The organism is Vibrio sp. 1562, from assembly GCF_033340155.1.
GTDB classification, from domain to species: Bacteria; Pseudomonadota; Gammaproteobacteria; order Enterobacterales; family Vibrionaceae; genus Vibrio; species Vibrio alginolyticus.
Map to the genome: position 1 here is coordinate 506 of NZ_JAWOVY010000082.1, position 827 is coordinate 1,332.

An 827-nucleotide genomic window follows, 5' to 3' on the forward strand; every position below is an offset into this window, starting at 1 on the left:
TGGGGATGCATGAGAGAGCCTCACGATCAGAACGAGCGGTTAATGACATTACCTCCCGTTATAGAGGCATTTCGCCTTCCTGGAGCGTTGGGTGCGATTGCGGCTATGTGTTTTGGCTTAGGTGGTGGTATTGGTGTGTTCAATCTCATTGGGCTCAATATGCGAGATGTCGCGGGAGTGTCGATAAGTTGGATTGGCATGATGTACGCAGCTTTAGGAATCGTGAGTGTTCTTGGAAATCTACTCACGACTCGAGCTTCTCATCGCCTTGGAAGTGGCCGAGCTGTAATGCGTATTGCGCTTATGGTGTGCATGCCATGTAGCATCTGGGCATTTGCGTGTGGTGCGAGCCAATTCGTGGCCTATCTTCCCATATTGGCAATTTGGTCGTTGGCAGGCGGTATAGGCTCTCCGGCTCTACAGGCTTATATAGCGAGCTTATCGGATGAATATCGAGGAGTGTTAATGTCATCTGCGATGAGCATGATGCACTTTGGCGTCGCAATTTGGTCTGCGCTTGCTGGATTTGCCTATGATGTAGGGAGTGAATGGGTCGCTGTATTGGCCGTATTACTCTTTGGCTTCGCTATCGCAGCATTGAAGCCCATTCAGGAAACGGAGCAACTCCAGCGCTACTCATAAAAGAGTGTGAATCGCGTGATGCGAAAGTGTCACGCGTGTTTCTTCACTAATATTTTTAGAGCAGTAGATAAAGAAAAGCCGCTGCCCGAAGGTAACGGCTTGTTCCAAATACTTTTGAAATCCGGTCTTAGTTCATGCCGTATTTCTTAAGTTTCTTGCGAAGAGTACCGCGGTTGATACCCATC

General features: G+C 48.6%; 1 protein-coding gene. It reads left to right on the forward strand.

Annotated elements, in window-relative coordinates; translation table 11 throughout:
* Positions 1 to 642 (forward strand): MFS transporter (locus R7Z49_RS23300; RefSeq protein ID WP_318112107.1); only part of this gene is annotated, 642 nt, incomplete at its 5' end.
* Positions 643 to 827: the final 185 nt, after the last annotated feature.